General features: G+C 64.2%; 21 protein-coding genes. 10 read left to right on the top strand and 11 right to left on the bottom strand.

Annotated features, from left to right (window positions below; all coding sequences use genetic code 11):
• Window positions 1-41 precede the first annotated feature (41 nt).
• Window positions 42-1769, bottom strand: coding sequence for an alpha/beta hydrolase family protein (locus JQ587_RS10860; RefSeq protein ID WP_249154248.1), 1728 nt, complete (start codon window positions 1767-1769; stop codon window positions 42-44).
• Window positions 1770-2032: 263 nt separating this feature from the next.
• Here JQ587_RS10860 and JQ587_RS10855 point away from each other — a divergent pair, with 263 nt between their 5' ends.
• The gene (locus tag JQ587_RS10855; protein WP_212425284.1) at window positions 2033-3232 is read left to right on the top strand and encodes a TrmJ/YjtD family RNA methyltransferase; all 1200 of its coding nucleotides are present in this window, start codon (window positions 2033-2035) and stop codon (window positions 3230-3232) included.
• Between the two features lie 148 nt (window positions 3233-3380).
• Here the strand turns inward: JQ587_RS10855 and JQ587_RS10850 are convergent, their stop codons facing one another.
• The 3 genes from JQ587_RS10850 to mddA are packed head-to-tail and all read right to left on the bottom strand — an operon-like array spanning window position 3381 to window position 5889.
• Window positions 3381-4130 (bottom strand): hotdog family protein, encoded by a 750-nt coding sequence (locus JQ587_RS10850; RefSeq protein ID WP_212425283.1) that lies wholly within the window; start codon window positions 4128-4130, stop codon window positions 3381-3383.
• A gap of 35 nt (window positions 4131-4165) precedes the next feature.
• Window positions 4166-5143 (bottom strand): NADPH:quinone oxidoreductase family protein, encoded by a 978-nt coding sequence (locus JQ587_RS10845; protein WP_212425282.1) that lies wholly within the window; start codon window positions 5141-5143, stop codon window positions 4166-4168.
• Window positions 5140-5889, bottom strand: coding sequence for a methanethiol S-methyltransferase (gene mddA, locus JQ587_RS10840; RefSeq protein ID WP_212425281.1), 750 nt, complete (start codon window positions 5887-5889; stop codon window positions 5140-5142). Before mddA ends, JQ587_RS10845 begins: the two co-directional genes overlap by 4 nt.
• Window positions 5890-6025: 136 nt before the next feature.
• Here mddA and JQ587_RS10835 point away from each other — a divergent pair, with 136 nt between their 5' ends.
• Together JQ587_RS10835 and cynS are read left to right on the top strand one after the other, a co-directional pair.
• The gene (locus tag JQ587_RS10835) at window positions 6026-7570 is read left to right on the top strand and encodes a bifunctional AfsR/SARP family transcriptional regulator/alpha/beta hydrolase (RefSeq protein ID WP_212425280.1); all 1545 of its coding nucleotides are present in this window, start codon (window positions 6026-6028) and stop codon (window positions 7568-7570) included.
• Window positions 7571-7646: 76 nt separating this feature from the next.
• On the top strand, window positions 7647-8135 hold the full coding sequence (gene cynS, locus JQ587_RS10830) for a cyanase (protein ID WP_212425279.1): 489 nt from the start codon (window positions 7647-7649) through the stop codon (window positions 8133-8135).
• A 231-nt stretch (window positions 8136-8366) separates the two neighbouring features.
• Here the strand turns inward: cynS and purB are convergent, their stop codons facing one another.
• Both purB and JQ587_RS10820 read right to left on the bottom strand, forming a co-directional pair.
• Window positions 8367-9797 carry an adenylosuccinate lyase gene (purB, locus tag JQ587_RS10825; protein ID WP_212425278.1) on the bottom strand — a complete coding sequence of 477 codons (1431 nt, stop codon included), beginning with the start codon at window positions 9795-9797 and terminating at the stop codon, window positions 8367-8369.
• A gap of 83 nt (window positions 9798-9880) precedes the next feature.
• Window positions 9881-10204: a DUF1476 domain-containing protein gene (locus JQ587_RS10820; protein WP_212425277.1), complete on the bottom strand. Its 324-nt coding sequence runs from the start codon at window positions 10202-10204 to the stop codon at window positions 9881-9883.
• Window positions 10205-10546: 342 nt separating this feature from the next.
• On the opposite strand from JQ587_RS10820, the gene purC reads away from it, so the two are divergent.
• Window positions 10547-11314 (top strand): phosphoribosylaminoimidazolesuccinocarboxamide synthase, encoded by a 768-nt coding sequence (purC, locus tag JQ587_RS10815; RefSeq protein WP_172782948.1) that lies wholly within the window; start codon window positions 10547-10549, stop codon window positions 11312-11314.
• A 13-nt stretch (window positions 11315-11327) separates the two neighbouring features.
• The gene (gene purS, locus JQ587_RS10810; protein WP_212303009.1) at window positions 11328-11567 is read left to right on the top strand and encodes a phosphoribosylformylglycinamidine synthase subunit PurS; all 240 of its coding nucleotides are present in this window, start codon (window positions 11328-11330) and stop codon (window positions 11565-11567) included.
• Window positions 11568-11581: 14 nt separating this feature from the next.
• Here the strand turns inward: purS and JQ587_RS10805 are convergent, their stop codons facing one another.
• The gene (locus JQ587_RS10805; protein ID WP_212425276.1) at window positions 11582-12598 is read right to left on the bottom strand and encodes a magnesium and cobalt transport protein CorA; all 1017 of its coding nucleotides are present in this window, start codon (window positions 12596-12598) and stop codon (window positions 11582-11584) included.
• Between the two features lie 168 nt (window positions 12599-12766).
• Between JQ587_RS10805 and purQ the strand changes: the two genes are divergently transcribed.
• Window positions 12767-13468, top strand: coding sequence for a phosphoribosylformylglycinamidine synthase subunit PurQ (purQ, locus tag JQ587_RS10800; RefSeq protein WP_212303011.1), 702 nt, complete (start codon window positions 12767-12769; stop codon window positions 13466-13468).
• Between the two features lie 4 nt (window positions 13469-13472).
• Window positions 13473-14435: a tripartite tricarboxylate transporter substrate binding protein BugD gene (locus JQ587_RS10795; RefSeq protein WP_212425275.1), complete on the top strand. Its 963-nt coding sequence runs from the start codon at window positions 13473-13475 to the stop codon at window positions 14433-14435.
• A gap of 43 nt (window positions 14436-14478) precedes the next feature.
• On the opposite strand, the gene JQ587_RS10790 is transcribed toward JQ587_RS10795, so the two are convergent.
• Window positions 14479-16359, bottom strand: a complete 1881-nt coding sequence (locus JQ587_RS10790) for a TRAP transporter large permease (RefSeq protein ID WP_433995292.1) — start codon at window positions 16357-16359, stop codon at window positions 14479-14481.
• Window positions 16356-17378: a TRAP transporter substrate-binding protein gene (locus JQ587_RS10785; RefSeq protein ID WP_212425274.1), complete on the bottom strand. Its 1023-nt coding sequence runs from the start codon at window positions 17376-17378 to the stop codon at window positions 16356-16358. Before JQ587_RS10785 ends, JQ587_RS10790 begins: the two co-directional genes overlap by 4 nt.
• A 283-nt stretch (window positions 17379-17661) precedes the next feature.
• On the opposite strand from JQ587_RS10785, the gene JQ587_RS10780 reads away from it, so the two are divergent.
• Both JQ587_RS10780 and JQ587_RS10775 read left to right on the top strand, forming a co-directional pair.
• Window positions 17662-18567, top strand: coding sequence for a LysR substrate-binding domain-containing protein (locus tag JQ587_RS10780; protein ID WP_212425273.1), 906 nt, complete (start codon window positions 17662-17664; stop codon window positions 18565-18567).
• A 139-nt stretch (window positions 18568-18706) separates the two neighbouring features.
• Window positions 18707-20062: an NAD(P)H-dependent oxidoreductase gene (locus tag JQ587_RS10775; protein ID WP_212425272.1), complete on the top strand. Its 1356-nt coding sequence runs from the start codon at window positions 18707-18709 to the stop codon at window positions 20060-20062.
• A gap of 38 nt (window positions 20063-20100) precedes the next feature.
• On the opposite strand, the gene JQ587_RS10770 is transcribed toward JQ587_RS10775, so the two are convergent.
• On the bottom strand, window positions 20101-20580 hold the full coding sequence (locus tag JQ587_RS10770; RefSeq protein ID WP_212425271.1) for a PaaI family thioesterase: 480 nt from the start codon (window positions 20578-20580) through the stop codon (window positions 20101-20103).
• Window positions 20581-20765: 185 nt separating this feature from the next.
• Here JQ587_RS10770 and purL point away from each other — a divergent pair, with 185 nt between their 5' ends.
• Window positions 20766-22976 carry a phosphoribosylformylglycinamidine synthase subunit PurL gene (purL, locus tag JQ587_RS10765; RefSeq protein ID WP_212425270.1) on the top strand — a complete coding sequence of 737 codons (2211 nt, stop codon included), beginning with the start codon at window positions 20766-20768 and terminating at the stop codon, window positions 22974-22976.
• A gap of 15 nt (window positions 22977-22991) precedes the next feature.
• Here purL and JQ587_RS10760 read toward each other — a convergent pair whose 3' ends face one another.
• Window positions 22992-24182 carry an acyltransferase family protein gene (locus tag JQ587_RS10760; RefSeq protein ID WP_212425269.1) on the bottom strand — a complete coding sequence of 397 codons (1191 nt, stop codon included), beginning with the start codon at window positions 24180-24182 and terminating at the stop codon, window positions 22992-22994.
• Window positions 24183-24330: the final 148 nt, after the last annotated feature.

Here is a 24330-nt window from a genome sequence, read left to right as displayed (position 1 = left end):
CACCTGTCCCTCGTGCGGACCGGTGCCGTCCGAGATCGCTTCTAAAACGCGGCCTGAGTGGCCGTGCCCGCCACGATGTACCAGGTCACGAACAGGCCGGAGATCAGGGCGCCCGGCAGGCTCGATCCGGTCCTGCGCCATGTAAAGGTCGCGATGACGGCGACGATCGCGAGCAGCGGTACAAACTGGATGGCGACGATGGTCGAAAGCGGCACGAAGCCGGGGTCAGGAAGTGGGTTGAACAGCTTTCCGGTCAGCCAGAGCGTGCCGTATTGCAGAACGAGCAGCACGACGAAGCCCAACGTGAGCGCCAGGATATTGGTCAAGTAGAGCGCGACCCGCGGCGCCGCCATGGTCGAGAAATTCCGGTGCAGGACGTGCAGCGCCACGACGAAAAACGCCGTGAATGGAATCAGGTAGATCAGGAAGATGAGAGCCTGCTTTGGGTTCATCAGCTTCAACGCGACGATCCAGAAACGGAAGTCGATCTTGAAGACGAGGTCGGCGAGCCACAGCGCGGCATAGCCAACCGCGACCGAGGCGATTGCGATCACGAGGGACTGGCCGAACAGCCCGGTCCGGCCTTTGCGCTTCGGGGCGAAGCCCATCAGCGCCAGGGTGATCAGGCCGTTGATGACGGCCCAGACCAGGATCTGGTTGGTGATGCCTTGGGGCAGGAAAGCCGTCGGCGTGACGAAGGTGCCGCCGAGCGCAAAGGCCGGGTAATAGGTCAGGGCCGGGATGAAGGCGGACAGGATGAAGGCCGTGGTCCAACGCCGGCCGGCCGCGGACTGATGCGGCGGCATGGTGCCGTCAGGCACGGCGGGCAGGCGCAGACGGGAGAACATCTGCGCCTCCAGCAGACCGTCGAACGTGCCGATCAACAAGGCGACGAAACCTGCAAACGCGATCAGCGTGCCGAGCTCCTTGCGGAACCAGATCTGGTCGTCGGCCGGCAGCTTTGTGCCGCCTTGCAGGGTCTTGGCGAACCAGTCGAGGCTGTATCCGATCGCCTCATGCGAGATGTGCTCGGCCGGGTGGGTGATGGCGGGAGTGTAGAGCACCCGCGCGGTGCCGGCCGCCGGGTCGCCATAGACCTTGCCCGGCTCGACCGGCCCCTGCGTGCCGAACATCGCCCACAGCTTGGAGCTGTTGGTGACGTCGCGGGCAAGGTCGACGCCCCACATCAGCGTGGAGAATTCCTCGTACTGGGCAAACACCAAAGCCGTGTTGCGCGGCCAGCTCGGGGTGCCGTCGGCTGCGAATGGCTTGCCGGTCGAGGATCCCTCCAGCACCATCGACTTGTAGCCGTCAGGCATGGCGGTGGCTGCCGCCAGCACCGTCCAGCCGCCCATCGAGTGACCTTCGAGGCCGATATTGGCCTTGTCGACGATGTCGAGGCTCCGGAGATAGGCGAGGCCGTCGGGGCCGCCAAAGCCGTTGGCGAAGGCGGGCGGGTCGCTATAGCCATGGCCGGTCTGGTCCAGCGCCAGCACGACATAGCCGCGGCGGGCGAATTCGATGGCGAAGCCGTCCTGGGTCTCGCGCGAATTGATGTAGCCGTGGACGGCGAGGATGCCCGGTGCCGGGGTCTGCGCGGTGGCATTTGCGGGGATGTAGAGCAGGGCGCTCATGATGTTGCCCTTGGCGCCCTTGAACCTGACATCCTGGATCCGGATGCCGCCTGATGTCTGCGTCAGATGGGCGATGAGGCCGCCCACCACGATCAAGACCAGCCCCAAAAGCGCCAATTTCCATCGCGCCAGCATGTCCATCCCCCCACTCAATCGTTGCTTCAGCTCAGGCCTTTCGGCTTCGCTTTGGTTGTGGTTGATAGCCATATCCGAAAGCAAAGCGCACGCAAGCCGAGCGGTGAAATCGTCCCCAATTGAGGTGCGATTGCGGTTTCGCAAACGCCGCTAACCCTGTTATGTCCGCTGAGAAATTGCGCCGCACGGAAGGCGGGCCGGTGGCTTGGATGAAGGCTTCGGAAGCGGGGCGAGACGAAAGCTGAAGCAGAAAGTGGAATGAGATGTCCGGCACCGACAAGACCAAGATTGGGCACGCCCTCGACGGTCCGATCGTAATCCTGGTCGAGCCGCAGCTCGGGGAGAACATCGGCATGGCCGCGCGTGCCATGGGCAACTTTGCCCTGAGCCGCTTGCGCATCGTCAATCCCCGCGACGGCTGGCCCAACATCGCGGCACAACGGGCGGCTGCCGGTGCCGATCACATTCTGGAAAAGGTCGAGCTGTTCGACACGGTGGAGCAGGCGGTCGCCGACCTCGACCTGCTGTTCGCCACCACGGCGCGTCCGCACGATCAGGCCAAGCCCGTGGTCGGGCCGGAGGCGGCCGCGGCCGAGATCTCGGGTCACGTTGCCACAGGCGGCAAGGCCGGCATCCTGTTCGGCCGTGAGCGCTGGGGCCTGACCAATGAGGAGGTCGGGCTCTCCAACCGCATCATCACCTTCCCGGTCAATCCGGGCTTTGCCTCGCTCAACCTCGCCCAGGCCGTGCTGCTGATCGGCTATGAATGGTTCAAGCGGGCGACATCAGGCGAGCTGCCACACGGCATGCCGGAGCGCTCCGAGCGCGCCTCGCAGCACCAGATGCAGGCGTTCTTCGACAACCTCGTGCGGGAGCTCGACCGGGTCGAATTTTTGCGGCCCGCCGAAAAGCGCGACACCATGCTGGTCAACCTGCGCAACATCTTCAGCCGGATGGAGCCGACCAAGCAGGACATGCACACCCTCCACGGGGTGGTGATGGCGATCGCGGAAGGGCGCAAGGGCCCGGCCAAGGGCGGCGTGCTCGATGGCGAGCAAGCCACGCGCCTGCGCGCGCTGCTGGCCGAGCACGGGCAGGGTGGCGGCGTGCCCGACAGCGGCTCGACGGTGCGCGGGCTGGCGCGCCTGCTTCGCCGCAACCCGACCGATGCCGAGCGCCTGCTCTGGCAAGCGCTGACGCGTGATCGCCGGTTCGCAGGTGGCTTCAAGCGCCAGACCCCGGTCGGCCGCCACATCCCGGACTTCGTCTCGTTTCCGCACCGGATCGCGATCGAGCTGGTGAACCCCGGCGAAGGCGAAACGATTGCTGCCGACCGCGCCTCGCGGCGGACGTGGCTGGAGGCGCGGGACTATCGGGTGATCGACATTCGCGCCGCGGATGTGGAGCGCGACCTGGAGACCGAGCTGGTGCGGTTGCAGGGGATGGTGGAGCAGAGCGGGTAGGTTCGGCTGAGGTCTCGTAGAGTGGGCAAAGGCGCGTAGCGCAGTGCCCACCACTCCTTGTCTCGGAGAGAGATGGTGGGCAGGCTTCCGCCTTCGCTCTTCGAGCTACGGCGGACAAGTCGCTTTGCTCACTCTACAAGACCTTCGCCTATCGCCCGAGTTGCACGTCGCGCTCGACTGCAATCCACGTCGTCTTCGCCATCGCTAGCAATTTTCCGGCTTCATCACGCAGCGCGGCCTCGGCGGTGCGCTTACGGCCGTCGCGGCCGGTGGGCCAAGCCGTGATGATGCAGTGCGTGCCGGCACGTGGGCGGGATTCGATCCGCGCGGACATTCGCCCCAACAGCAGCGGCGTGCGGTCGACGGCACTGCTCTGCGGATCGCAATTGCAGGCGAAGCCGGTGGGGCAGTCGAGTGCCGACCAGAGGAATTCGGGCGCGACGAGGCCGTCCTCCGCTGCGAGATTTGAGTCCGGAATCCAGCTTGCTGCGAGAACGGGAGTCTGTGCATGGCGACCGAGCGGTCCGGCGAAGATCCGCAGGCCGTCTCCCTCAGCCCTTGCCGGGCCGCAGACGAAGCACGTTGGCAGGGGATGCTCGTGAGGCTTGATGGGCGTCAGCAATTCGGCGGCCCGGGCCTCGTCGAAACTCGCTGTTTCCAGTCGCGCAAGCTCGACATCCACGCCTCGCCCGGTGGCGACGATCTTGACTCCATCGCGAAGCTCCCATGTGCCGTCGTTAGCCGCGATCGCATCGAGTGGTGTATCGAGCGGCGGCGGCGCGCGCAGCGTCACTTCGGCGGCGCCGGGAATGTGCTGGGCCAGCCGCCCGCAGACATAGCCGCCGTTGCCGGAGTTCGGCGGACCGCAATAACGCTTGTCGATGATGATCTCGGTCAAAGCTTGCCTTCCTGTCTTGCAAGTTCACGCGCACTCTATCGGATCTTCAGGACAATTCTTCCCTGAACAGATCGATTAGCCACGGCGCGCATCGCTTCACCGGCCTCCTCCAAAGGGAGGACGCGATCGATGCGCGGGCGGATGTGTCCGTCGGCCAGCAATTGCATCAGCGTGTCGTTCATGTGCGCGGCCTCGGCGGAAAATTTCTCCGCCCAGGCGCCGAGGAAGACGCCGATGATGGCATAGTTCTTGAGAAGCGGCAGGTTCATCGGGATCGAGGGAATGACGCCACTGGTGAAGCCGATCGGCATCAGCCGCCCGCCCCAGTTTATCAGCCGCGCCATCTGTTCGAGGATCGCGCCGCCGATCGTGTCGAAGCCGATATCGATGCCTTGGCCTGACGTGATCGACTTGATCCGGTCGCGCAGATCCTCGCTGCGATAATTGATGACCTCGCTGGCGCCATAGCTGCGCACCAGCGCGGCCTTGTCGTCGGAGCCGACGCCGGCGACGACGCGCAAGCCGAGATGGCGGCCGAGATCGACCGCGGCGAGCCCGACGCCACCGGCGGCACCGGTGATGAACACGGTTTCGCCGCGCTGCGCCCGGGCCCGCTCGACGAGTGCATAATAGGCAGTGCCGTAATTGTGCAGCACCGTCGCAGCGGCCTCGAACGCGACGTCATCCGGCAGGCGAACGCTCTTCGATCCCTTGGCGATCATCCGTTCGGCGTAGCCGCCGGTCCAGCTGCTGCATGCCACGCGATCGCCGGGTGCGAAGGTCGTGGCCTCGTCGCCAACCGCGACGACGACACCGGAAGCTTCCGTGCCGGGCACGAAGGGCAGGGGTGGCCGCATTTGATAAAGGCCCGAGACCAGCAACTGGTCCATGAAGCTCACCGACGCCGCATGGACATCAATGAGGATTTCGTCGCTGGCAGGCTTGGGCTCGGCGATCTCACCGAGACGCAGGTCAGCAGGACCAGTGAATGAACTGCACAGGACGGCTTTCATCGGCGCGCTCCGAAAACACGCGGAACCAGCATCGGAACGCGCCGGCGGTAGTCCTGGTAGGTCGCACCGAACTCAGCGATCAGGTCGCGTTCCTCGAACCGCAGTGCAACCAGGACGTAGGCGGTGTTCGCGAGCGCGAACAGCAGGTGGCCAGCGGTCATCTCAGGCGTCGCCCAGAACGCGAGCAGCAGGCCGAGCATGAGCGGATGCCGCACGATCTTGTAGAGAAGCGGTGTTCGGAACGATTGACCTGATATCTCCGCTCCGCGCCACGCGACGAAAGCCTGGCGCAGGCCGAACAGGTCGAAATGATCGATCATGTGGGTCGAGGCGAACGCGATCAGCCAGCCGAGCCAATGCACGCCGATCAGCAACCAGGCCAGAAGGCCGCTCGTCTGCCAGATCGGCATCAGGATCGGACGCCACTGCCAGAACAGCAGGAGGAGGACCAGGCTGGAGAGCAGCACATAGGTGCTGCGCTGGCAGGCTGGGGCAAGAAACTTGGCCGACCATCGTTTGAACGCTGTGCGCGCCATTACGCTGTGCTGGATGGCGAACAGGCCCATCAGCAGCAGGTTGACGATCACGGCTTCGCTCAAATTCGCGGGAGGGCCGACGTCGATCGACTTGTCGATTGATTTGGGCACGACATGATTGCCGACGAAACCGATCGAGTAGAGAAATGAGATCGTGAACAGGGCGTAGCTCACGAGGGCGTAGAGCAGGATCAGGAGGCGTGAGATCATGGTTTGTCCTATTGTGCCTGTGACAGCGGTGCCGCATGCAGGAGTCTGAATCGCGTGCAGGCGAAGAGGCTCGATCAGGCCCGATGGCTACCGCTCGACCGTCCCCTGTGCGTCCCCCGGGTGGAGGAAGGATTTCATGACGGCTTTCTCGCTGGGGACGTTCGGGTTCCCCGAGGTCCATGCCGACGGCCGCCCGATCAAGCTGGCCTTGCGCAAGGGGCTTACACTGCTGGTCTATCTCGCAGAGGCCAAAAGCGCCGTCGCGCGGGACGTGATCGCCGCGCAGTTATGGCCCGAAGCCGACCGCGAGACCGGACTTGCGCGCTTGCGGCGTCTGCTTCATCGCGTCGAGCTCGCGCTGGGCGAGCCGGTCTTCGCAACCGATCGCACCAGCGTGCGCTGGTCGCCGGCGGTCGAGCTGACGATCGACTCGCATCTGTTCGAAAGTGCCTGCGACCGCGGCGCGTTCGAAGAGGCCTGCCAGATCTATCGCGGCGACTTCCTCGCGGGCTTCTCGCCGGAGGACTCTCCCGAATTCGACGATTGGGCGTTCTTTCGCCGCGAGGCGCTGCGGGGACGGCTGGTGCAGGCGCTGGAGCGGTTGGTGCAGGACAAGAATGCCGCCGGCGATCATTTTGCCGCGACCGCGCATGCGGGGCGACTGGTCGCGCTCGATCCGCTCAGTGAAGTCTATGGCCGGCATCTGATCCGCAGCCTGCTGCTATCGGGCGATCGCAGCGCGGCGGAGCGGCATCACGCGGCCCTGGCGCAGCGGCTGCGCGACGAGCTCGGTGTCGCGCCGGAAGCCGAGACCGAAGCGCTGATGAGCCCCGCTGCCGCGCCACAGGCTGTCCCGACGACGCGCTACGTCAAGGGCTCGGGCGTGCATCTGGCGTATCAGACCTATGGCAGCGGGCCGCTCGATATCCTGGTGATGCCGGGCTTCGTCTCGCATGTCGAGCGTGCCTGGGAGCATCCTGCGAGCCGGACGTTTCTGGCGTCACTGATGAAGCTCGGACGTCTCGTCGTTTTCGATCGCCGCGGCATCGGGCTGTCCGACCGCGTCGGCTCGGCGCCGAACATCGATGTCACCGCAGGGGATATCGGCACGGTGCTGCGGGCGGCGGGTTCGCGCCGCGTCGTGCTGTTCGGCGCCTCCGAATGCGGTCCGGCCTGCGTCAAGTTTGCGGTCGATGATCCCAGTCGCGTCGCCGGGCTCATTCTGTTCGGGGCATTGGCCAAAGGCTGCTGGGCGGAGGACTATCCGCACGCGTTGCGCGCCAGCCAGTATGACGCCTGGAGCAAGCATCTCATTGCGCAATGGGGCGGCCCGGTCGGGATCGAAGCCTTCGCGCCGAGCCTTGCGAATGATCCGCAGGCACGCGCCTGGTGGGCGGGACTGTTGCGCGCGGCCTCGAGTCCCGGCGGCATCTCGGCCGTGCTGGAAGCGTTTCGCGATGCCGATGTGCGAGACCTGTTGCCGCAAATCACGGTGCCGACGCTGGTGCTGCACCGGCGCGACGACAAGGCCGTGCGGATCGCGGCCGGCCGCGACGTCGCGAGCCGGATCAGGGGCGCGCAGTTCGTCGAGCTCGATGGCCATGACCACTGGTTCTTTGCCGGCGATCAGCAGCCGGTGCTGGACGCGATCAGGCGATTTACGCAGACTCTGAAGCGATAAGCCTCATTTATTGGCACGTTTCGTGCCTCCGAAAGCGGCAGGACCGACACGGTGCCGGACCAAGGGAGACCCCGACATGAAACGCGAAGACCTCACCGAGAAGCTGCTCGACATCAAGCGCGAGAAGGGCTGGAGCTGGAAATTCATCTGCGAGAAGATCGGCGGCTATTCCGAGGTGCTGATCGTCGGCGCGATCATGGGCCAGATGAAATTGACGAAGCCGCAGGCGGCGAACGCGGCTGAAATGTTCGGCTTGTCGAAGTCCGAGACCGCAATGCTCAACGAGGTGCCGATGCGCGGCACCGGCACACCGATGCCGCCGACCGATCCGCTGATCTACCGCTTCTACGAGATGGTGATGGTGAACGGGCCAGCCTGGAAGGCGCTGATCGAGGAAGAGTTCGGCGACGGCATCATGTCGGCGATCGACTTTGACATGGGCATCGAGCGTGTCGCCAATCCCAAGGGCGACCGTGTCAAGATCACGATGTCAGGCAAATTCCTGCCGTACAAATATTACGGCGCCAGTGGCAACGTGCCGGAGTATGGATTTAAGGAAGAGTGAGGGGGCAGGGTTGTCGCATATGATGTGCACGATGCTGCGGCACTGAAAGTGGGCTCCCTCTCCCGCTTGCGGGAGAGGGGTGGGGAGAGGGTGTCTCCGCGACGGGACAATCCCCCAGAGGAAGGAACCCTCACCCGCCGCGCGCGGGACGATGCTTCGCATCGCCCGGGGCGCGTCGGCCTCTCCCGCAAGCGGGAGAGGCGGAGCAAACCCGCAGACCACCGTATTCGATCAAAGAATCGCGCCCGGCGTGTACTTGGCCGCCTCGGGCTTCGCCTTCGCCAGCGCGTCCACCTGCTCGGCGAAATAGTCGACCTGCGCGCCAGCGTCGCCGGAATTGGCGCGGCCGTGCTCGAGCACCTGGCTCAGCTCAGCTTCACTGAGGCCGAGGCGCTGGTCGGCGGCAAGACGCTGCAGCAGGTCGTTCTGGACGATCTTGCCAGTGCGCAGGTCGCGAATGGCCGCGACCGCGTGCTCCTTGATCGCCTCATGCGCGCCTTCGCGGCCGGCCCCCTTCTTCACCGCTTCCATCATCACCGTGGTGGTGAGCAGGAAGGGCAGATAACGGTTCAGCTCGGTCGCAACGACGGCGTCGAATATCTCCATCTGGTCGAGCACCGAGAGCAGGGTCTCGAGCAGACCGTCCATGGCAAGGAACGCATCCGGCAGCATCACGCGGCGGACCACGGAGCAGGAGACGTCGCCCTCGTTCCACTGATCGCCGGCAAGGCCTGCGGCCATCGCGAGATAGCCCTTCAGCACGACATGCAGGCCGTTGATGCGCTCGCAGGAGCGGCTGTTCATCTTGTGCGGCATCGCCGACGAGCCGACCTGGCCCTTGGCAAAGCCTTCGCTGGCAAGCTCGTGACCCGCCATCAGGCGCAACGTCTTGGCGAAATTGCCGGGACCGCTGGCAAGCTCAGTCAGCACGCTGACGGCGCGGAAGTCGAGGCTGCGGGGATAGACCTGGCCGACCGCATCAAAGCTTTTCGGCAGGCCGAGATGCTTGAGGATTTGCTGCTCGAGCGCGCGGGCCTTGCCGGCATCGCCGTTGAACAGGGTGATCTGGTCGAGCCTTGTGCCGACCGCGCCCTTCAGGCCGCGCGCGGGATAGGTGTCGAGCACGCCAACCAGGCCTTGATGCGACACCAGCATCTCCTCGCCGAACATGGCGATGCGCTTGCCGAGCGTCGTGACCTGCGCGGCCACGTTGTGGGTGCGCGCCGTGAACGGGACGTCGCGCAACTGCTTTGCGTGCTTCGCAAAGCGAATGAGCGCGGCGATGCTCTTGGTCTCGATGAGCTGCAATCCGCGGTAGACCTGCAGCTGCTCCACGTTCTCGGTGAGGTCGCGGCTGGTCATGCCCTTGTGCAGGTGCTCATGACCGGCCAGATCGCAGAACTCCTCGATTCTAGCCTTCACGTCGTGGCGGGTGATGCGCTCGCGCCGCATGATGGAGTCCAGGTCGACCTGGTCCTTCACCCGCTCGTAAGCCTCGATCACGCCGTCGGGGACGGGAATGCCGAGATCGCGCTGGCCTTTCAGCACGGCGATCCAATAGTCGCGTTCGAGGCGGACCTTGCCTTCGCCACTCCAGATGGCGCGCATGGCAGGGGACGCATAGCGTTGGGCGAGGACGTTGGAAATGTGATCCTGTGACATGCCGCCCATTTGGCATTGCCAGCAGCCGGCTGCAAGCCCGGGAGGACGGGCGGCGGGGGAGGGGCCGCCGCTCGCCGTTAAGCCTATTTCCCGGCCGTTACCTCGGCGGCCGCGACCGCGATCAGCTCGCTCATCTTGGCGCGAATCGCCTGCTCGGTGACGGCGACATTCTTGGCGGCGAAATCGGCCATGATCTTGCGCAGGACGTCCCCGTCGCCGGCTTCCTCGAAATCGGCCGCGACGACCTCCTTGGCATAGGCGGTGGCGGCTTCGCCTGATATTCCAAGCTTTTCGGCGGCCCACAGCCCCAGCAGCCGGTTGCGGCGGGCTTCCGCCTTGAATTTCTGCTCCTCGTCGAGGGCGAACTTCTTCTCAAAGCCTTCTTCGCGCTTGTTGATTTCGCTCATGCGTCTTCCGATTCCCTTGGGGTAGCTGGAGCGGCGGCCCTCGTTGCGAGCGCCCCCGTGCATGCCTACATAGAGGGCACAATCGGCGAAACAACGAGCCGTAAAGCCGCAGGCAAGATGGTATAAGTCAGCGTCCGATGGGCCGGATCGATTGTGCTGGGACAGCCAATCGGATAGGTTGCCTAAAGGCTTGGTTCCCGTTCTGTTTCCGTGGGATTTCCTTGGGATTCCCCTGGGGTCAGATCGGTTCCCAGCCGTTCACGGCAGCTCCGCTGTGGGTCGTAATCCTAGTAACCGGAGCACACCAAATACATGGATTTCAACAAAACACGGTACATCCCAATGAGCCGTCGGCGTCGCATTTATGAAGGCAAGGCAAAGGTTCTTTACGAAGGTCCGGAGCCCGGTACCCTGATCCAGCACTTCAAGGATGACGCCACCGCGTTCAATGCGAAGAAGCATCAGGTGATCGAGGGCAAGGGTGTCCTCAACAACCGGATCTCGGAGTACCTGTTTCAGCACCTCAACGACATCGGGGTGCCGACCCATTTCATTCGCCGCCTCAACATGCGCGAGCAGTTGATTCGCGAGGTCGAGATCGTGCCGCTCGAGGTGGTGGTGCGGAACGTTGCCGCCGGCTCGCTGTCGCAGCGCCTCGGCATCGAGGAGGGCACCCAGCTGCCCCGTTCGATCATCGAATTCTATTACAAGAACGACCAGCTCAACGACCCCATGGTGTCGGAAGAGCACATCACCGCGTTTGGCTGGGCGACGCCCCAGGAGATCGACGACATCATGGCGCTTGCCATCCGCGTCAACGACTTCCTGACCGGCCTCTTCCTCGGCATCGGCATCCGCCTCGTCGACTTCAAGATGGAGTGCGGCCGGCTGTTCGAGAACGAGATGATGCGGATCATCGTCGCCGACGAGATCTCGCCGGATAGCTGCCGCCTCTGGGACATCAAGTCGAACGAGAAGCTCGACAAGGACCGTTTCCGCAGGGATCTCGGCGGCCTGCTCGAGGCCTATACCGAAGTCGCCAAGCGTCTCGGCATCCTCATGGAGAACGAGCGCCCGCAGGGCACGGGTCCCGTGCTGGTGAAGAGCTGAAGAGGATTTTGACGTGAAGGCACGTGTTACCGTTACCCTGAAGACGGGCATCCTCGATCCGCAAGGCAAGGCCATCGAAGGCGCGCTGAAGTCGCTCGGCATCGACGGCGTCGCCAGCGTCCGCCAGGGCAAGGTGTTCGACATCGAGCTCGCCGGCGCCGACAGGACCAAGGCCGAGGCCGCGCTGAAGGATGCCGCGGACAAGCTGCTGGCGAACACCGTGATCGAGAACTATCGGGTCGAGATCGTCTGATCTCGCCCGGCGCGTCACAGCCATCCGGCGCGGCGGAAGCGCCAATAGAGTGCGGCGCACGAGATCGCCATCACTCCGAGCAGGGTGTAATAGCCGTACTCCCATTGCAGCTCCGGCATGTTCTTGAAGTTCATGCCGTAGATGCCGGCAAGCGCGGTGGGGACGGCGAGGATCGCAAGCCATGAGGCGAGCTTCTTCGAGACCGCGGTCTCCTGCGCCTGGCCGACCAGCAGGCTCGCCTCGAACGCGAAGGCTAGCACCTCACGCATGGAATCGATGCGCTCCTGGATGTTGCGGACGTGATCGGTGACGTCGCGGAATAGCGGCTGCATGGTCGGCCGCACCATCGACAGCTCGTCATGCTCGAGCCGGCGGCAGACCTCCACCAGCGGCCCGATGGCGTTGCGCAGCCGCAACAGGTCGCGGCGTAGCATGTAGAGCCGCTCGATCTGTGCCTTGGTGATCACGTTCGACAGCACGTAATCTTCAATCTCTTCGATTTCCTCGTGAATGCTCTCGAGCACCGGGGAGTAATTGTCGACGATGAAATCGAGGATCGCATAGAGGATGTAGTCCTCGCCTCGCGCGAGCGCCCGCGGACAACTTTCGCAGCGCTCGCGCACGGCGGTGTAGGAGGTCGAGGCACCGTGACGGACGGTCACGAGATAGCCTTCGCCGACGAAGATGTGGGTTTCGCCGAAGGCGATCCGGCCTTCGATCAATTGCGCCGTCCGCGCCACGATGAACAGGGCTTCGCCATATTGCTCGATCTTCGGCCGCTGATGTGCGTGGTCGGCGTCCTCGATGGCGAGATCGTGCAGGTCGAACTGCTTCTGTACTGCGCCGAGCAAGGCCGTCTCGGGCTCGTGCAGCCCGATCCAGACCACATGGCCCGGTTTGGCGCGCCAGCTCGAGGCCTCGCTGATGGCGATATTGGCGACGCGCCGGCCGTCGACATAGGCGCCGGCAGCGACGACGCCCTCGGTGGGCACCGGTTCGGACGGAGATATGGGCCGCGACGGGACATTCATGGCAGCAATCCCGGGCAAAATCGTTGGGCAGGCGTGCCGTTTCCATGGCCTGTGTACAAGGCCGCCCGACAAGGCTAGCACTGGTAAAATCCTCGTCAAATGGCTATGTCTCCTGGCGAATTGGCCCGTGGGGCCAACCCGATTCCAGCCACCGTCGGAACCCGAAACATGAAAGCCGCCATCCTCGTCTTTCCCGGAATCAACCGCGAGCGCGACATGGCGCGGGCGTTGAAGCTGATCTCGGGCCACGAGCCTGCAATGGTCTGGCACGCGGAACCGTCGCTGCCCGCGGGCACCGACCTCGTGGTCGTGCCGGGCGGTTTCTCCTATGGCGATTATCTCCGTTGTGGCGCGATTGCGGCGCGGGCGCCGGTGATGGATGCGGTGCGCGATTACGCAGCCAAGGGCGGTCTCGTGCTCGGCGTCTGCAACGGTTTCCAGATCCTCTGCGAATCCGGCCTGCTGCCGGGCGTCTTGATGCGCAATGCGCGGCTGAAATTCATCTGCAAGGACGTGCATCTGCGCGTCGAGCGCTCCGACACGCCGTTCACCCGCGGCTACAATGCCGGCCAGGTAATCCGCGTGCCGGTCGCGCATGGCGAGGGCAATTACGAGGCGGATGAAGAGACCATCAAGCGGCTCGAAGGCGAGGGGCGCGTGCTCTATCGCTATTGCTCGGCCGAGGGCGTGGTCGACGAAAGCCATAACATCAACGGCGCGGCGCATTCCATCGCCGGCATCGTCAACGACAAGGGCAACGTGCTCGGCATGATGCCGCATCCCGAAAACCACGTCGAAGACATCATGGGCTGCACCGATGGCCGCGGCCTGTTCGCAGGCCTCACCGCGCATCTAGAAAAGGCCGCGTGAGCTCGTGCTGAAGCGTGCACTTGCCGCGTTCGCGGCGCTTTCGTTCGCGACCGCGGCATTCGCACAGGATTTTCCCAAGCGTCCGATCACCATGATCGTGCCGTTCGCGGCCGGCGGCACGTCGGACGTGATCGCACGTACGGTGGCCGAGCAGATGGGCGTCGCGCTCGGCCAGTCCATCGTGATCGAGAACGTTGCGGGCGCCGGCGGCTCGACTGCGCTGGCGCGCGCCTCTCGAGCCGAGCCCGACGGCTACACCATCGTGATCGGAAATGCCGGCACCAATGCCGCGACCTACACGATCTATCCAAAGCTGCCGTTCACGCCGGACTCCATCGCACCGATCGGCATGGTGGCGAAGACGTTCGGCATCATCGCGCTGCGCAAGGATTTTCCGGCGAAGGATTTGAAGGAATTCATCGCCTACGCCAAGGCCAATCCGGGCAAGATCAATCTCGGCCATGCCGGCGTCGGCTCGTCGAACTACCTCATCTGCAAGAGCTTCGTGACGGCAGCCGGGATCGATGCGACGCTGGTCGGTTACCGTGGCGCGTCGCCCGCGCTGACGGATGCGATCGGCAGCCAGATCGACGGCGTCTGCGATGCCGCCGCCTCGGTCTCGCAATCGATCAACGAGAAGCTGGTGAGGGGGCTCGTGGTCGGCTCGACCGTGCGGCTTGCCACGCTGCCTGAGCTGCCGACGTCTGCTGAAGCGGGCCTGCCTGAATTCGAAGCGCAGGGCTGGAACGGCCTGTTCGCGCCCAAGGGCACGCCGCCGGCCATCATCGCCAAGCTGAATGCGGCTGCGCGTACCGCGGTGGAAACCGACGCGGTGAAGAAGCGCTTTGCCGACCTTTCGACCGTTGCGCCAGATCCCGACGAGCACACGCCCGAGGTCCTGCAGAAGCTCGTGACGCGCGACGTGGAGAAGTATCGGAAGATGCTGGCGGACGACGCCAAGCAATAGGCGAGAATGGCTCAGGTTGAATTTGGCTGCGAAGCCACGACCCTCACAGAAACACCAGCGATATCCAGGGCACGAATGTGATCAGCAGCAGGCCCAGGAACAGCCAGGCGAGATAGATCCAGATCCGGCGCATGCCGGCGTCCGGCGGCACGTTGCCGATGATGCAGGCGGCGTAATAGCAGAGGCCGAACGGCGGTGCGAACAGGCCGAGGCCCATGGCAAGGATCACCACCATCGCATAGTGCACCTCGTTGATCCCGAATTGCGCAGCCACCGGGAACAGCAGCGGGCCAAACAGCACGATGGCGGGGATGCCCTCCAGCACGCTGCCGAGCACGATGAAGGCGACGACCGAGATCAGCAGGAAGCCGTAAGCCCCGCCAGGCACGCCGGCCATGCGCGCCGCCAGATCATGTGAGAAGCCGGATTGCGCCAGCGCCCAGGCCATCGCGCTCGCAGCCCCCACGATGAACAGGATCGAGCCGGATAGTGAGGCTGTCTGCACCAGCATCGGCAGCACGTTCTTCCAGGCCAGGCTGCCGCGATAGACGATCAGGCCGAGCACGAGGCAGTAGGCGATGCCGATGGTCGAGACCTCGGTCGCGGTGGCATAGCCCTCGACCACCGCGCTGCGGATCAGGAACGGCAGCGCCAGCGCCGGCAAGGCCACCCACAGCGTCCTCGCCACCACCGCCATGGACGCCCGCGCGACCTTGACCGCCGCATTCTCCTCTGCGCCCGCCCGATAGCGGGCAACGAAGGCAAGAACGATCGCCAGCACGATGCCCGGCAGGATGCCCGCGGTGAACAGTGCCGCGATCGAGACGCCGGTGACGGAGGCGATCGCGATCAGCACGATCGACGGCGGAATGGTTTCGCTCATCGCGCCTGACGCCGCCAGCAGCGAGACCAGCTCGCCATCCTTCATGCCGCGCTTGCGCATTTCGGGAAACAGCACCGGGGCAATCGCCGCCATGTCGGCGGTCTTGGAGCCGGAGATGCCCGAGACCAGCAGCATGGCGCCGAGCATCACATAGGACAGCCCGCCGCGGACATGGCCGAGAACCGAGGCCAGGAACGCGACCATGACGCGCGCCATGCCGGTCTGCTCGACGAGTTGTCCGAGCAGCACGAACAGCGGCACCGCGAGCAAAATGAGCGAGCTCATGCCCTCGTCGATCCGCCCGACCACGACCAGCAACGGCGTCCGCGTGGTGGTGAGCAGGAAGGCGACGGTCGCCAGACAAAAGGAAAACGCGATCGGCACGCCCGCCATCACGGCGCAGCCGAGCAGGCCGACGAAGAAGATCAACAGGTTCCAGTTGCCGAGCGGCTTCAACGAGGGGCCCGCGAGATAGAGCGCGCCGGCAATCGCTGCAAACAGCACAGCCACGGCAAGCAGGTCCTTCGCCGACCGCTTGACGAGGGCGAGGCAGATGCTGGCGAGGGCGATGACACAGCCGACGGGAATCGCGGCCGCGCGGATCATGCCGGACCAGCCGAGCGCCGGGGTCTCCACGAAGGCCTGGTCCTCCACATAGTCCAGCGCCGGATGCAGGATGATCGCGAGGAACAGCGCGACGGCGCCTGCGGCGAGCGTCGACGTCCAGACCTCGACACGTGGCGACAGATACGACGTGAAGAAGGTCAGGCGCATATGCGCCGAGCGCTGCACGGCGATCGCGCTGCCGAGCATCGCCAGCCACAGGAACAGGATGGAGGCCAGTTCGTCCGACCAGATGATCGGTCGGTGGAACACACCGCGCGCGACAATGCCGACGAACAGGATGATGACTTCTGCGACGACGGCGATCGCAGCCGGGACCTCCACCAGCCATCGTAGCGACTGCTCCAGCCAGCGACCGCGCAAGGGCTGCGCGTCGCCGAGCGTCACCGCATCAGGCATGCCGACCACGACGCTCATGCCAGCGCTCCGGCCGCGGCCTCCAGCGTCTTCCAATTGTCTTCGCCGAACTTGCCGCGCCACTCCTTGTAGAAGCCGGCGGCCGACAGCTCCTTGCGGAAGGCCTCCTTGTCGGAGGCTTCGAAGGTGACGCCCTTGGCGATCAGCTGATCCTTCAGCGTCAGATTGAGCTTTGCGGTATCGGCGCGCTGCTCCATCGCGGCCTGGTCGAATTCGCGGCGGACGATCGCCTGCAATTCGTCGGGCAGCGCCTTCACCGAGCGGCGGTTGCCGAGGATGAAGAAGGGATCCCAGATGTGGTTGGTCTCGGAGATGTATTTCTGCACCTCGTAGATCTTGCCGGCCTCGATGGTGACAAGACCGTTCTCCTGGCCATCGACGAGATGGGTCTGCAGTGCCGTGTATAATTCGTTGAAGTTGATCGAGGTCGGGTTCGCGCCGAGCGACTTGAACAGCGAGGTGAAGATCGGCGACACCGGCACCCGGATGCGGTAGCCGGTGAGATCGGCCGGCGTCTTGATCGGCTTGGTGAACGACGAAATCTGCCGGAACGTGTTGTCGGCAGGTTTTGCCATCACCAGCGCGCCGGTCTTCTCGATCTGGGTTGCGATCAGCTTGCCGAGGTCGCCGTCCATCGCAGTCCAGACCTGGCCGTAGTCGGAGAATGCGAAGCCGACATTGGCGATGCCGGCGACCGGCGCCACCGTCGACAGCACGGAGCCGGCGATGTTGAGGAAATCGACGCCGCCGCTGCGGATCTGGGTCAACAGATCGGTGTCCGAGCCGAGCTGCGATGCGGGAAAGAACTTGAGCTCCAGCCGGCCGCTACTTGCTTCCTTGATCCGTTTCACCGCCTGATCGAGCCGGGTGTTGATCGGCTGCGTCAGTGACTGGCCGGTGGCAAGCTTGTATTCGAACTCTGCGGCCCGCGCCGGCCTGGTGCTGATCGCAACCAGCGGAACGGCGGCAGCGGCTACCATGAAGTTGCGGCGTGAAATCCTGTGGTTTTTGCCCGACATCGTTGGTTCTCCCTTGATGATCTGCTGCGGCGCCTTGTCGGCGCACGTGTTCGTTGCCGCGCGCAGGCCTTGCTGCGCCGGTGTCGTCAAAATCGCTGGAGCTGGTGAAAGGGCTTAAGCCTTGCGTTCCTTCCCCCGGGCGGACGGGCTTCCTGCGCCGTCCTGTTTCCTCTTTGGCGCCCGTCTGTCGCGGGTTGCCTTGAGGTTGAAGCCTAGATCGCTGGTCATGCACGACAATTGAATTATATTCGTCGTCACTTTAGCTGGCCTAAAAGGTTTCCTGATGCAGATACCGTTCCGCGCCATCATCGTCTTCCACGCGGTGGCGCGCGCAGGCAGCATTTCCCGTGCGGCGGACGAATTGCGGGTGACGCCGTCGGCCGTCAGCCAGCAGATCCAGGCGCTGGAGCTGCATCTCGGCACGGCGCTGACCTCGCGGGTCGGGCGCAACATCACGCTGACGGAAGCCGGCGAGCGCTATTTCGAGATGATCAGCCGCGAGATCGAGCACGTCACCGATGTGACGCAGCACGTCCGCGGCATCCGCTCGGCCACCACGCTGACGGTGCGTGCCGCGCCGAGCGTGTCGAGCAAATGGCTGCTGCCGCGGCTCGCGAGCTTCGTCGAGGCCAATCCCGACATTGAATTGCGGCTTGACGGCACCAATGAACCCACCGACTTTCGCAAAGAGAATGTCGACCTGGAAATCCGCCACGGCGAAGGCGGCTGGCCCGGCCTGTTTGTGGAAAGTCTCGGCAAGGAGCGGTTCTTTCCGTTGTGTGCGCCTTCGTCGTTTGCGGCGGGCAGCCTCAAAGCCCAGGATCTGCTCAAGCACCGGCTGATCCATTCGGTGAAATCGCAGATGCAATGGCCGCGCTGGTTCACCGAGGCCGGCATCGAGCCCGCGGAACGCTGGAAGCGCGTGCTATTCGACCGTAGCCACATGGCGATCGATGCCGCCGTCGACGGCCTCGGCATTGGCCTCGAAAGCGAGCTGCTGGCCTGGCGTGAATTGCGTGACGGCCGCTTGGTTTGCCCCGTCAAGAATCCGCCGGAGGTCACGCTGACCACGCAGTGGATCGTCTGTCCGCACGGTCATCTCCGTCACCGCAAGACCCGCACCTTCCTCGATTGGCTGCGTCGTGAACGCGACGCGTGGAGTGAACGCCAAAACGCGCGGATTGTTTAGCGCCTCTACATCGTCAGGGCAGATAATCTGAATTGCCCTCGGATTCGGTGCTGCCTAACGTTTCCGTGCAAGGCGAGCACGGCCGCACCTCACGGCTGCAACGATCGCCGTCACCCGAGGAACGTTTAAGGAAATCCAGATGAATCTCCATCGCATGCTGCTGGAGCGCAAGGCGGCCGGCAGGCCTGTCACCATTGGCCTGATCGGCGCCGGAAAATTCGGCCTGATGTTCCTGTCGCAGGTGCGCCAGACCGACGGCATGCATCTCGTCGGCGTCGCCGACTTGAACACCGCCCGCGCCCGTTCGCAGCTCAAGCTCGGCTGCTGGCCCGAGGAACAATATGCGGCAACCTCCATCGACGACGCGCTCAAGCATGGCCGCACAATCGTCACCGACAATGCCGACGCGCTGATCACCCATCCCGCCATCGAGGTGATCATCGAGGCGACAGGCGATCCCGGCGCCGGCATCCGCTTCGCGATGAAGGCGATCGAGAACGGCAAGCACATCGTGATGGTCAATGTCGAGGCGGATGCGGTCGCAGGCCCGATCCTGGCGCGCAAGGCACGGCAGGCGGGCGTCGTCTATTCGCTGGCCTGGGGCGACCAGCCGGCGCTGATCGCCGACCATGTCGACTGGGCGCGCGCCGCCGGATTCAAGGTCGTCGCCGCCGGCAAGGGCACGCGCTACCACCCGACCTATCACCAGTCGACGCCGGATACGGTCTGGGACATCCTCGACAAATACATGAAGATCAAGGATCGCAACTCGATCAACCCGAAGATGTTCAACTCGTTCGTCGACGGCACCAAGTCGGGCATCGAGATGACGGCCGTGTGCAATGCGACCGGGCTGCATGCGCAGAGCGAAGGCCTGTCCTTCCCACCGGCGACGCGGTTCGAGCACGCCGAAATCTGCAAGCCGAAATCCGACGGTGGCATGCTGGAGAAGTCAGGCGTCACCGAGGTCACTTCGTCGGTCTATCGTGACGGCAGCGACGTCCCGCAGAGCCTTGTGATGGGGACCTATGTCGTGTTTGAGACCGACAGCGCCTATTCGGAGGAATGCTTCCGCGAATACAGCATGCTGCCGGACAAGACCGGCAAATATGCCTCGCTGTACCGGCCGATCCATATGATCGGGCTCGAGCTCGGGATCTCCGTTGCTTCTGCAGCGCTGCGCAAGGAGCCGACCGGCGCGCCGATCGTGTTCAATTCGGATGTCGTGGCGACCGCCAAGCGGAAGCTGAAGGCCGGCGAGATGCTCGACGGCGAGGGCGGTTTCTGCGTCTGGGGCAAGCAGACCCCCGCCGACGCTTCCCTGAAGCAGGGCTACCTGCCGCTCGGCCTCGCCCACCAGGTCAAGCTGAAGACCGATATCGAGCCCGGCCAGCGCCTGAAATGGGAGGATGTAGAGTACGATCCGAACAATCTCGCCGTGCGGGTCCGCCGCGAGATGGAAGCGGCCTTCCGGCAGCCAAACGTCGCTGCCTGATTGGCGCAATTGCTCGCGCCAAAAGGAAAGGCGTCGAACTATGGGGTCGGCTGAGGCAGCGGCTTCCGCTTCACCCGCTTGATCGTGCCGGAGAAGGTGAAGAGGCGGCGGTCGCCGGCCATCATCTCCCCGCGTAGAAAGATCAGTGAGCCACCGGCGCGGGTGACCTCGCCGGTGCACTCGATCAGCTCGCCCTCATGGCCGGCATCGAGGAATTCGCAGGCGAAATTGACGGTCACGCCCTTGCCCTGCAGCGCGTGTCGGCCGATTGCGAACAGGCAGTAGTCGGCAAACGCCATGAAGCACCCGCCATGGACGTTTTGAGAGCCGTTGAGGTGCTTTTTCTCGACCCGGAAGGCGCAGCGGACCCGGCCATCCGCCTCAAAGCGGTGCCAGAAGGGGCCGATATGATTCTCAAAACTGTCGCGGATCCAGGTCTGCCAGCCCTCGAATTCCCCCTCGGTCGCGATATGGAGGTCGGGACGGCGGGGCGGGGGCGTTTTGGTCAATTCGTGCAAGGAAATGGGCCTTCAATTGCGGGTCTTTAGCCCTTAAATCCGATCCGTTCACGCCGTGCAATTGCTGTTCCTGCGACCGCCCGCCCGCAAAACGTGGGACAGCGGGAAAATGCGCCATAAAGGGCTTTTCGTGAGCCCCCGATGTTCCTAAGAACGGCCAAACCGCCGCCGAAAGCCCCGAATCCATGAAGAACGAACCCAAGATCACCCCCGAACTGGTTGCCGCCCACGGGCTCAAGCCCGACGAATACGAGCGCATCCTGAAGCTGATCGGGCGGGAGCCGACCTTCACCGAGCTCGGCATCTTCTCGGCGATGTGGAACGAGCACTGCTCGTACAAATCCTCGCGCATCCATCTGAAGGGCCTGCCGACCAAGGCGCCCTGGGTGATCCAGGGCCCTGGCGAGAATGCCGGCGTGATCGACATCGGCGACGGCCAGGCGGTGGTCTTCAAGATGGAGAGCCACAATCACCCGAGCTACATCGAGCCCTACCAGGGCGCGACCACCGGCGTCGGCGGCATTTTGCGCGACGTCTTCACCATGGGCGCGCGCCCGATCGCCTGCCTCAATGCGCTGAGCTTCGGTGCGCCCGAACACGCCAGGACCCGGCATCTCGTCTCCGGCGTCGTCGCCGGCGTCGGCGGCTATGGCAATTCCTTCGGCGTGCCGACGGTCGGCGGGCAGGTGCGATTCCACACCCGCTATGACGGCAACATCCTGGTCAACGCGATGGCCGTTGGCCTCGCCAATGCCGACAAGATCTTCTATGCGGCCGCCTCCGGCGTGAACATGCCGATCGTGTATCTCGGCTCCAAAACGGGCCGCGACGGCATCCACGGCGCCTCGATGGCGTCGGCCGAGTTCGACGACAAGTCCGAGGAGAAGCGCCCGACCGTGCAGGTCGGCGACCCCTTCGCCGAGAAGCTGCTGCTCGAAGCGTGCCTCGAGATCATGGAGAAGGGCTGCGTCATCGCGATCCAGGATATGGGCGCGGCGGGTCTGACTTGCTCTGCCGTCGAAATGGGCGCCAAGGGCGATCTCGGTGTCGATCTCGATCTCGATGCGGTGCCGACCCGCGAGACCGGCATGAGCGCCTACGAGATGATGCTCTCGGAGAGCCAGGAGCGCATGCTCATGGTGCTCAAGCCCGAGAAGGAAAAGGAAGCCGAGGCGATCTTCAGGAAGTGGGGGCTCGATTTCGCCGTGGTCGGCTACACCACGCCGAGCAAGCGCTTCGTGGTCAAGCATGGCGGCGACGTCATGGCCGACCTGCCGATCAAGGAGCTCGGCGACGAGGCGCCGCTTTATGACCGCCCGCATGTGCCCTCCGCCGCGCTGCCGACCGTGCATGCGCGCGAGGTGCCGGCGCCGATGGCGCTTGGCGCAGCGCTGGAGAAGCTGATCGGCACGCCCGACATGTGCAGCAAGCGCTGGGTGTGGGAGCAGTATGACCACGTCATCCTCGGCAACACCATGCAGCGCCCCGGCGGCGACGCCGCCGTCGTGCGCGTGCAGGACGGGCCGAAGGGCCTTGCGCTGACCGTCGACGTCACCCCGCGCTATTGCGAGGCCGACCCGTTTGAGGGCGGCAAGCAGGCGGTGGCGGAGGCCTGGCGCAACATCACGGCCGTCGGTGGCAAGCCGCTCGCGATCACCGACAATCTCAACTTCGGCAATCCTGAGCGCCCTGAGATCATGGGCCAGTTCGTCGGCTGCCTGAAGGGCATCTCGGAAGCCTGCCGCACGCTCGACTTCCCGGTCGTCTCCGGCAACGTCTCGCTCTACAACGAAACCAATGGCCGCGCGATCCTGCCGACGCCCTCGATCGGTGGTGTCGGCCTGCTCGACGACTTCACCAAGTCGGCCTCGCTCGCCTTCAAGGCTGAGGGCGAGGCCATCCTGCTGGTCGGCGAGACACATGGCTGGCTCGGTCAGTCCGTGTACCTGCGTGACATCTGTGGTCGCGAGGAGGGTGCACCGCCGCCGGTCGACCTCGCCGCCGAGAAGCGCAACGGCGATTGCGTGCGCGGCATGATTCACGCGGGCACCGCGACTGCGGTGCACGATCTCTCCGACGGTGGCCTCTTGATCGCACTCGCGGAGATGGCGATGGCGAGCGGCATCGGCGCAAGACTGCTGGCTGCGCCGACTTCGCTCGTCTCGCAGGCGTACTGGTTCGGTGAGGACCAGGCGCGCTATCTCGTCACCGTGCCGGAGATAGAGGCTGGCCGCGTGCTCGCCAAGATGCGCGGTTGCGAGGTGCCCTGCGTGCGGATCGGCACCACCGGTGGTGACGCCATCGCGATCGTCGGCGAAACTCCCGTGACGATCGATGCGCTGCGCAAGTCGTTCGAGCGGTGGCTGCCGGAGTATATGGGCGGGAAGGCGGCGTAGGCCGCCTTCACGAGCTCACAGCACCTTCGTTGCCCCGGGGATCTGGCGCAAGGCGCGCGTCAGCGCCCAGCTGATAGCGATTGTCAGCACGAATCCGATCGTCATCTTGATGATCGCTGGCAGGTCATAGTCGAACAGCCAGTATTGCAGCCAAAGCGCGATCGGGTAGTGCACCAAGAACATGCCATAGGCGTCCGCCTGCATCGGATCGAGGAGTCTGGCCGAACCCGATTGCTTGAACCTCTGGAAGAAGGCCAGGATCAGAAACATGATAGCTACGCTGAAAACAGCGAAGCAGACGGCATAGAGGCCCTCATACCAGTTCGGCAGCGGTGACGGATTTCCCAGTATTTCGCGCTTGATGAAGATCAGCACCCAGAGCAGGCAATACGGAACGATCGCCAAGACCATCCAGTCCCAGCTGACCTTCGCCATCCGGCCGTCAGCCGCGAGCAGTCCGCGGTCCATATTCGCGACGCCGATGCCGGCACCGAAAAAGAAGTAGCTCGCATAGAGCATCACCCGCCCGTGCTGCACCGAGAACGGCCCGAACTCGAACCAGCTGCTTGGCCCAAAATACATCAGCCCCGGAACATAGAACGCTGCGGTGATGGCGAGCATAACCGCGAAGAACACCGCGGGCCGGCGGCGGCCGTGCAGCGACAGCCGATTGATCGGATCGAGCAGGTTGGGTGACAGTCGATGCAGGATGCAGGCAACCACGTCGAAGGCGAGCAGGACCCAGAGGAACCAGATCGGCCCGCTCGGCCAGGGACCCTTCGTGACCATGTTCCACCAATATTCCGCGAAGTCGATCTTGGGATTTTGCCGGAGCGAGATGGCGTAATAGGCGAGCGGAATGATCGTGAATGCGCAGATCACGAACGGCAGCCCAAGCCGCAGCAGGCGATCTGTCAAATAGCTCTGCGCTCCCTTGCGGGCGATGCCTGACCACGCAAACAAGCCGGACAGGAAGAAGAACATCGCCATGAAGAAGCTGTCGGTGGCGAGCACGATCATGTCGAAGCCGAAGAAGAACTTCGGATCGGTATGACCGAAATAGGTGTAGGGAATGACAGCGTGATGCAGCAGCACCACCAGCGTGAGGAAGGTGCGGGCACGGTCGAGCGACATATTGCGCACCTTTGCCTTCGGCTCGGCATGCGCCTCTGCGCCACCCTGCGCAGACTGTGACATCGTAATCATGGCTGCCCCGGTCGCCTTTCTCCTCCGGCCGGACTCTGCCGCCGGGAACCCGATTCAGCAAGCGCAGTTTGCGCCGCAAAATCCTTCTGTCGTGCGTTTAGGAACCTGCTCCGCACAATGCGGTTAGCGTTCCCGAAGTGAGACGCCG

This window comes from Bradyrhizobium manausense, assembly GCF_018130615.1.
Classification (GTDB): domain Bacteria; phylum Pseudomonadota; class Alphaproteobacteria; order Rhizobiales; family Xanthobacteraceae; genus Bradyrhizobium; species Bradyrhizobium manausense_A.
The sequence above is the reverse complement of the archived record's forward strand: the minus strand, read 5'-3'. Positions and strand labels throughout refer to the sequence as shown.

Excerpts from the sequence above, each read along its gene's own strand:
- JQ587_RS10860 (WP_249154248.1), bottom strand. The coding sequence starts at position 1,769 with ATGCTGGCGCGATGGAAATTGGCGCTTTTGGGGCTGGTCTTGATCGTG.
- JQ587_RS10855 (WP_212425284.1), top strand. The coding sequence starts at position 2,033 with ATGTCCGGCACCGACAAGACCAAGATTGGGCACGCCCTCGACGGTCCG.
- JQ587_RS10845 (WP_212425282.1), bottom strand. The coding sequence starts at position 5,143 with ATGAAAGCCGTCCTGTGCAGTTCATTCACTGGTCCTGCTGACCTGCGT.
- mddA (WP_212425281.1), bottom strand. The coding sequence starts at position 5,889 with ATGATCTCACGCCTCCTGATCCTGCTCTACGCCCTCGTGAGCTACGCC.
- JQ587_RS10835 (WP_212425280.1), top strand. The coding sequence starts at position 6,026 with ATGACGGCTTTCTCGCTGGGGACGTTCGGGTTCCCCGAGGTCCATGCC.
- cynS (WP_212425279.1), top strand. The coding sequence starts at position 7,647 with ATGAAACGCGAAGACCTCACCGAGAAGCTGCTCGACATCAAGCGCGAG.
- purB (WP_212425278.1), bottom strand. The coding sequence starts at position 9,797 with ATGTCACAGGATCACATTTCCAACGTCCTCGCCCAACGCTATGCGTCC.
- JQ587_RS10820 (WP_212425277.1), bottom strand. The coding sequence starts at position 10,204 with ATGAGCGAAATCAACAAGCGCGAAGAAGGCTTTGAGAAGAAGTTCGCC.
- purC (WP_172782948.1), top strand. The coding sequence starts at position 10,547 with ATGAGCCGTCGGCGTCGCATTTATGAAGGCAAGGCAAAGGTTCTTTAC.
- JQ587_RS10805 (WP_212425276.1), bottom strand. The coding sequence starts at position 12,598 with ATGAATGTCCCGTCGCGGCCCATATCTCCGTCCGAACCGGTGCCCACC.
- purQ (WP_212303011.1), top strand. The coding sequence starts at position 12,767 with ATGAAAGCCGCCATCCTCGTCTTTCCCGGAATCAACCGCGAGCGCGAC.
- JQ587_RS10790 (WP_433995292.1), bottom strand. The coding sequence starts at position 16,359 with ATGAGCGTCGTGGTCGGCATGCCTGATGCGGTGACGCTCGGCGACGCG.
- JQ587_RS10785 (WP_212425274.1), bottom strand. The coding sequence starts at position 17,378 with ATGTCGGGCAAAAACCACAGGATTTCACGCCGCAACTTCATGGTAGCC.
- JQ587_RS10780 (WP_212425273.1), top strand. The coding sequence starts at position 17,662 with ATGCAGATACCGTTCCGCGCCATCATCGTCTTCCACGCGGTGGCGCGC.
- JQ587_RS10775 (WP_212425272.1), top strand. The coding sequence starts at position 18,707 with ATGAATCTCCATCGCATGCTGCTGGAGCGCAAGGCGGCCGGCAGGCCT.
- purL (WP_212425270.1), top strand. The coding sequence starts at position 20,766 with ATGAAGAACGAACCCAAGATCACCCCCGAACTGGTTGCCGCCCACGGG.
- JQ587_RS10760 (WP_212425269.1), bottom strand. The coding sequence starts at position 24,182 with ATGATTACGATGTCACAGTCTGCGCAGGGTGGCGCAGAGGCGCATGCC.